4 protein-coding genes are annotated in these 6,925 nt (G+C 49.7%); 1 reads left to right on the forward strand and 3 read right to left on the reverse strand.

Features of this window, described 5'->3' with window-relative positions; all coding sequences use genetic code 11:
- Nucleotides 1-208: hypothetical protein (locus I6E40_RS10275; RefSeq protein ID WP_235387069.1), on the forward strand; the 208-nt coding region annotated here is incomplete at its 5' end.
- 1 nt (nt 209) lies between these two features.
- Here I6E40_RS10275 and I6E40_RS10280 read toward each other — a convergent pair.
- The 3 genes from I6E40_RS10280 to I6E40_RS10290 form a co-directional block, all read right to left on the reverse strand.
- Nucleotides 210-1,610 (reverse strand): tetratricopeptide repeat protein, encoded by a 1,401-nt coding sequence (locus I6E40_RS10280; RefSeq protein ID WP_235387071.1) that lies wholly within the window; start codon nt 1,608-1,610, stop codon nt 210-212.
- A 270-nt stretch (nt 1,611-1,880) separates the two neighbouring features.
- Nucleotides 1,881-4,436: a DNA gyrase subunit A gene (gyrA, locus tag I6E40_RS10285; protein WP_235387073.1), complete on the reverse strand. Its 2,556-nt coding sequence runs from the start codon at nt 4,434-4,436 to the stop codon at nt 1,881-1,883.
- Between the two features lie 768 nt (nt 4,437-5,204).
- Nucleotides 5,205-6,737, reverse strand: a complete 1,533-nt coding sequence (locus I6E40_RS10290; protein ID WP_235387075.1) for an IS5 family transposase — start codon at nt 6,735-6,737, stop codon at nt 5,205-5,207.
- Nucleotides 6,738-6,925 lie beyond the last annotated feature (188 nt).

Below are 6,925 nucleotides of genomic sequence, written 5' to 3' on the forward strand. Positions count from 1 at the left end.
ACTGATGAGGGAGGAAATATGGACCGAAAAGATTTTCAAAGATGATGCAGGTTATTTTTTGAGGATTACTAAGCCTGTAAGAAAGATTATGGGAAAGAAAATTTGTGTCGGGTTTTATCCCGACGCAGAGTGTTTCCGTCTTCAATCCGTTGGGACTGACCGAAACACTCTGCATGGGAATGTGAAAGATTTCTTGTCAAGGGAATAGATTATTTTCCTTGCAAGGTTTGGTTATACTGATAGAGCACTTCATCCATTTCCTTTGCTTTTTCGGTCATGCCGAGGTTGGAATAGACGAGTTGAAGGTCTGCAGCCCAGAGGCTGGGTTTGTCGGGAGTGAGTTCGCGGAGGCGTTCGAGATAGGGGAGAGCCTTTTCATAGTAGCTCTTCACGGTGGCGAGTTCCTTGTCGTAGATGGCTTTCTCTTTGGCGTATGCCTTCTCAACTTCTGCGCCACGACCGCGAGCGGTGATTTGGCGGTTTGTGCCGATATACTTGAACTTCTTGTCGTAAATCTGGTTCAGGATGTCATTGACATAACTCATTGCCATCGGGCGGAGCACTTCCTTGGCGTCGGGATTGATTTCGAGAGCTTTGGCAAAACTTTCGCGTGCGGCAGCATAGTCTTTCTTGACATCAAGTTCAATGTAGCCTTTGATGTACCAAGTGGAAACTTTTCCGGGCTGTTCCTGCACCATTTTTTCGATGAGTTGGTTAGCCTCTTCTGTCTTCTTCGTCTCCATGTAGTATTGCACGAGTTGAGAATAGAAGTTGGTGTTTCCGGTTCGTTCAGCCGCTTCGACGAGCGTTTGTGCCCACATCACGGAGTCTTTCTTTTCGCCATAGCAGTCACGGAGCACGATGTAGAGGTTCTGCACGTCGATGGTGTCTTTCAAAGCCTCTTTTGCATTTTCGATGGCTTTGTCCCAGTTCTTCAGCGCGTAGTTCTGGAGAGCAAGGTTGTAGCGTGCGAGGGAATAGATTTTTTCCTGCTTGGCATAGATGGAGTCGGCATCTTCTTTGGTGAAGATAGAGGTGGAGCGGGGAAGGTCGACGAACTTTTGGAAGTAATCGACACTGGCTTGCTTGTTGCCCATGCCGTCCATGAACACGCCGCAGTTGTAGTAGAGCGTCAAGACTCCGCGGAGTCCCATTTCGTTCAGGTTGCTGAGGTTTTTGTTCTCTTTCACCTTGCCTTTTGCGTTGGGTTTCACGTTGTTTTCCTGCGATTTGTTGTAGCATTCAATCACGTTGTCCACGCGCTGGCAGAACATGAGTGTGTCAAAGGGGATTCCTTGCTGTGCTTTGTTCAGTTCGTCCTGGAGGAGTTTGAACTGAAGTTGAGAGTTCTGGAAATAGAGCAGGGCGAGTTTGTTGAACTTGCCTTCGGTTTCATTTTTGGTGATGTCATCTTTGATGATTATTTCAGCCTCGGCATAGTTTGCCATTGCCTGCTCGTAGGTTTCGGAACTGCGCTGTGCTTTGAGAGCATCAGCCTTCTTGATTAAGTCATAGGCTTTCCAACTGCCGGGTTCAACAGCTGCGCCCTGTGCCCAAGCGGCTGCGGCTGTGCAGAAGAAAAGACAGATGTTCAAAAATAACTTCTTCATGGTTGTTGTTTTGATGAGGGTTTGCAGAATACATTATATATATAGTGGTGTTCTATAAATTACGAAATAAGGAGCATTTAAGAACACCCCATAAGGAGTTCGGAACTCACCGGGATTCCGGAGGAGGGTGTGTCAAAATGCACATTTTGGCTTCACCCTCGAAGGTGCGTCAGAATGACTAAGATGCAAGGCGCTGAGGATGAGGGCGCAGGGAGTGTACTGAAGTACATGACCAAGCCCGAATCCGATAGCCACGCAGCAGATTGGCTATTATGACACACCGCCTTCTTCCGGTGTCTCCACGGTCGGTGTTTCGGGAGCGTTTCCTTCCACCATTGTTTCGGCAGTCGGTTCAGCACCTTCTTCCAGTTCCTCTTCCTGTTCGGTCTGCACCTTGCAAACGCTGGAGATGACGTCGCCGCGTTTTTCGAGGTTAATCAGACGAACACCTTGGGTGGCGCGACCTTGCACGCGAACTTCTTTGAGACGGAGGCGAATGGTGATGCCGCTCTTGTTGATAATCATGAGGTCATCATCCTCCGTGACGCTCTTGATGGCAACGACCTTTCCGGTCTTTTCGGTCACGTCGAGCGTCTTGACACCCTTTCCGCCGCGGTTTGTCACACGATAGTCTTCGACGGCGGTTCGTTTGCCGTAGCCGTTCTCGCTGACGACAAGCACGGTTTCGCGTTCCGGGTCGTTCACGCAAATCATGCCGACCACTTCATCCTGTCCGTCTTCGTCGATGCGGAAGCCGCGAACGCCGGTGGCGGTGCGACCCATGGCGCGGACGGTGTTCTCGTTGAAGCGGATGGCGCGACCGTTGCGGTTGGCGATGACAATCTCGTCTTCACCGTTGGTCAGCACGACGCTCACGACTCTGTCGTCTTCGCGGATGTTGATGGCGTTCACACCGTTGGCGCGTGGACGGGAGTAGTCTTCGAGACAGGTTTTCTTGATGATACCCTGTTTTGTGCAGAAGGTGACGTAGTGCGTGCGGCAGAAGTCTGCGTCGTTGAGCTTCTTGATGTGGAGGCAGGCGTTGACGGAGTCATCCGGGTCGATGTTGAGCATGTTTTGGATGGCGCGTCCTTTGGAGTTCTTGGCACCTTCGGGAATCTCATAGACCTTCAGCCAGAAGCAGCGTCCCTTGGCGGTGAAGAACAACATGGTGTTGTGCATCGTGGCGGGATAGATGCTCTCTATGAAGTCGGCATCGCGGGTGCTTCCGCCCTTGGAGCCTACGCCGCCGCGAGACTGCGCACGGAAGTCGGCGAGCGGAGTGCGTTTGATGTATCCCAAATGAGAAAGTGTGATGACTACCTCGTCATCGGCATAGAAGTCTTCAGGGTTGAATTCGTCGCTTGAGAGACAGATTTCGGAGCGGCGGGCGTCGCCAAACTTCTCTTTCACTTCGAGAAGTTCGTTCTTCATAACCTCGTGACAAAGGTTCTCGTCGCTGAGGATTTGCTGGTAGTAGGCAATCTTTCTTTCCAACTCTTCGTATTCGGCATGGAGTTTCTCCTGCTGGATGTTGGTGAGTTGTGCGAGACGCATATCGACGATGGCTTTCGCCTGCAGTTCATCCAGAGAGAAGCGGTTCATCAATCCTTCAATCGCCGCTTGCGGATTTTTGGAGGAGCGAATGATGTGAACCACTTCGTCAATGTTGTCGGAGGCAATGATGAGTCCTTCAAGGATGTGTGCTCTTTCCTGTGCTTTGCGCAGGTCGAACTTGGTGCGTCGAATGACGACGTCGTGGCGGTGTTCCACGAAGTTCTTGATACAGTCCTTCAAGGTGAGGAGTTTCGGACGACCGTGAACCAGAGCGATGCAATTGACTGCAAATGAGGTTTGAAGCGCGGTCATCTTGAAGAGTTTGTTCAAGACAACGTTTGCGTTTGCGTCTCGCTTGACGTCGATGACGATGCGCATTCCTTCGCGGTCGCTCTCGTCGTTGATGTTGCTGATGCCTTCGATGCGGCGGTCGTTGACGAGCTCAGCAATATTTTTGATGAGTTCAGCCTTATTGACGCCGTAGGGTATTTCGGTGACGACGATGGTGTCGTGCTGTGCGCCGGACTCGATTTCGGTTTTTGCACGCATGACCACGCGTCCTCTTCCGGTTTCGTAGGCACTCTTGACGCCCTGCATGCCCATGATGTAGCCTCCGGTCGGGAAGTCGGGTGCTTTGATGTAATGCATCAAATCTTCGACTGTCAGTTCGGGATTATCGATGAAAGCGACGCATCCGTCGATGACTTCTCCGAGGTTATGGGTCGGCACGTTTGTTGCCATGCCGACGGCGATGCCGCTGGCTCCATTGACGAGGAAGTTGGGGATGCGGGTCGGCATGACGGTCGGTTCGTCGAGTGTGTTGTCGAAGTTGCGGTCCATGTCCACCGTTTCTTTGTCGATGTCCTGCATCATGGCTTCACCGACTGCCGAGAGACGCGCTTCGGTGTAACGCATGGCGGCTGCGGAGTCGCCGTCCATGGAGCCGAAGTTTCCCTGTCCGTCCACGAGGGGGTAGCGCATGTTCCAATCCTGCGCCATGCGAACGAGAGCGCCATAGACTGAACTGTCGCCGTGGGGGTGATACTTACCCAAGACGTCACCGACAATACGCGCACTCTTTCTCGTGGGTTTGTCGTGAGTGATGCCGAGTCCCATCATGCCGAAGAGGATTCTTCGATGCACGGGCTTGAAGCCGTCGCGAACGTCTGGAAGCGCGCGGGCAACAATGACCGACATGGAGTAGTCAATATAAGAGGACTTCATCTCTTCCTCTATGTTGACTTTAATGATTCTGTCGTCGAGTATCATTTATTTAAGGAGTAATGTTAGGGTTTACAGACATCGGATAATGTCTTTGTGTTGAAAAATTCGGAGCAAAATTAAGCATTTAATCCATAAACCACTTCCGAAACCTTCGGAAAGGACACGAAAAAAGTCTTTTTTTACACTCAAAATGCCCGAAAAGGGCAAAATAAAGCCTTCTAAGCGATTTTACCACTTTCTTCCGAAGTCCAATTTTTCTTGTCGGTGACAACTTAAAAACCTTTCTGAGACGATTTAAAGACGTGGAAGAGCTACGACTGACGGGGGAAGTGTTTTGAGGGTATTCTATAAATTACGGAACAAGGAAAGAACACCACTCAAGTGAGGAGAAACATCAACTTCCTCCGATCTGAAATCCTGTCTGTGGCGGTCGGGTTCTACGATTTTGACCACTCAAAAAGATTAAACGTACAGCAGTCAATGTAGGGTCACTTGCACCCTACACTATACGTAAATAAAAGGGGAAAACAAAAAACTATACAAACTATACACAAAACCCTACACAAACCCTACATTCCTCTGATTTTCCGAGCGTTACGGAATGTATAGTTTGAGGCGAAAACTATACACAAACTATACACAAACTATACATTGAAGCGTTCAAAACCCTGCACGAAAGGTGGGGGTAAACCCTACACAGAACGCTACATGGAGGCGTTCAAAACCCTGCACGAAACGGAGCGCAAACCCTGCACAAAACGGCGCACAAACCCTGCACTGCAACGGCGCGCAGTTTACTTAGGGTCTGCTGAATTAATTTCCGGCCACAGACAGAGGGTAGCAGATGTGACCCCTCATAGTGACGAAGTTGATAAAAAACCTCCATAATTCGGTCAGGGCAAGACAAAGTTCCCTTAGGAACTTCATCACGTTTTTGACGAAGTAGCACATTCCCGTCCAGCATCGTGCTGTATTTGGAAGCTTGGCTCTTATGTCATTGGCTCGATAGATTCTCTTGCCTGTACCGAATGAGCATTCGATTTCGTTGCGTTCCCCGATGGCTTTGGCAACCCTGGATTTCATTTCATCTGAGGGAGGATCCTTCGGCGGTCGCCCTAAGGGTTTGCAGTATGAATGGATTTCAAAATCCTCAAGTATATCTCGGTTCGCCCTGTTCAGGTAAATCTTATCCGCAAGGATGGTGGCTGGAAGGTAGCCGAAGCGTTCTTTGAAAAGTTGAATATGTAGCAAGAGGTCCTGGCTCTCGTTGTAGGCATCCCAGCTATGGTGGTCTATAAACGTATAGCCCTCGACTATGCTTGCACCTATCTTTGCCCCGAATTCAGTCCTTGCCTTGGCCTTTCCACGGACGATGGCACGGACGTGTGGCTGAAAGATGCTCAGTATGCGGTTTGCACAGGTATGGTTTTTCAATCTGTACATCTCCTCCTGCTGATGGTACATCTTGAGGATGGCTGTCAAGGTGCGTTTCTCATACAGGAACAGACACTCGTAGTACGTCTTGTCCTTTGCAAGCAAGTCCATCAGGATGCGGATGTCTTTATGCAAGTAGTTGAGCATCACTCCGATAGTCTCACGCACCATCCTGCCTTTCTTCTTTGCTTTCTTGACAAGCTGAAGATATGCCTGACGTGCACGCTTGTAGTTCGTGCGTGGCTTGTGAAGCTCACATATCTCGCACACCTTCATAATATAGTCGGTAACCTTACGGCAGCCGTCATGTATTATATCAACGTCAACAGGATAGCGCATCTCGGCATCGGCACAGGTGGCATCAATCTTCAGCACCCCCTTGTGCTTGCGACCTTTTGAGTCTGTGACGGAGGCGGCATTCGGATCCTCTGGTTCCGGAGCCAGCGGTTCCTCGCTGTTCTTCTTCGCCTCTTCCTCCTCACGCTTGCGTTTCTCTTCAAGAAGACGCTTCTGCTTGTTGAGAAGCTTGACAGTCATCTTGTTGAGCTCTTCCTCTGAGATCCGCTTGCGTATCGTGACGAACAGGCTCGGGTCGAATACAGGCTTGTCGGTGAACTCATGCAATCCGCAAAAGTACTGCATGTAGGGACTCTCTCTGATAATCTCGATGGTCTCAGCATCACTCAGGTTTAGCTTGTGCTTGATGATCATTGCACCGAGAATCATGCGTGCCGGCTTGTTCCCCGCACCTTTCTTCTGATTGTCCAACCTTGAGTTGTATTCCTTCTCAAGCTCAGTCCATGGAAGAAGGTCGCCGAGAGCCACCCATCGGTTTGTCTTGTCCAACTCATCAAGGGATGAGCGGAGCAAACCGAGGTCAAGTTGCTTGTATTTAGGAGCGTAAAACTTCATCTTGCTATGGATTTAACTATACAAAGGTACAAATTTTTCGTTAAACAAACGAAGAAATAAGGGTATAAAAACCTGAATATCTGAGTGATATAAATTATTCAGCGAACACTACTTAGGAGCGCTCCTAGTTTTTCTTAGGTGCGCTCCTAGTTTTTCTTAGGTGCGCTCCTAGTTTTTCTTAGGTGCGC

This window comes from Prevotellamassilia timonensis, assembly GCF_021531665.1.
In the GTDB taxonomy this organism is placed as follows: Bacteria; Bacteroidota; Bacteroidia; order Bacteroidales; family Bacteroidaceae; genus Alloprevotella.

Excerpts from the sequence above, each read along its gene's own strand:
- I6E40_RS10290 (WP_235387075.1), bottom strand. The coding sequence starts at position 6,737 with ATGAAGTTTTACGCTCCTAAATACAAGCAACTTGACCTCGGTTTGCTC.
- gyrA (WP_235387073.1), bottom strand. The coding sequence starts at position 4,436 with ATGATACTCGACGACAGAATCATTAAAGTCAACATAGAGGAAGAGATG.
- I6E40_RS10280 (WP_235387071.1), bottom strand. The coding sequence starts at position 1,610 with ATGAAGAAGTTATTTTTGAACATCTGTCTTTTCTTCTGCACAGCCGCA.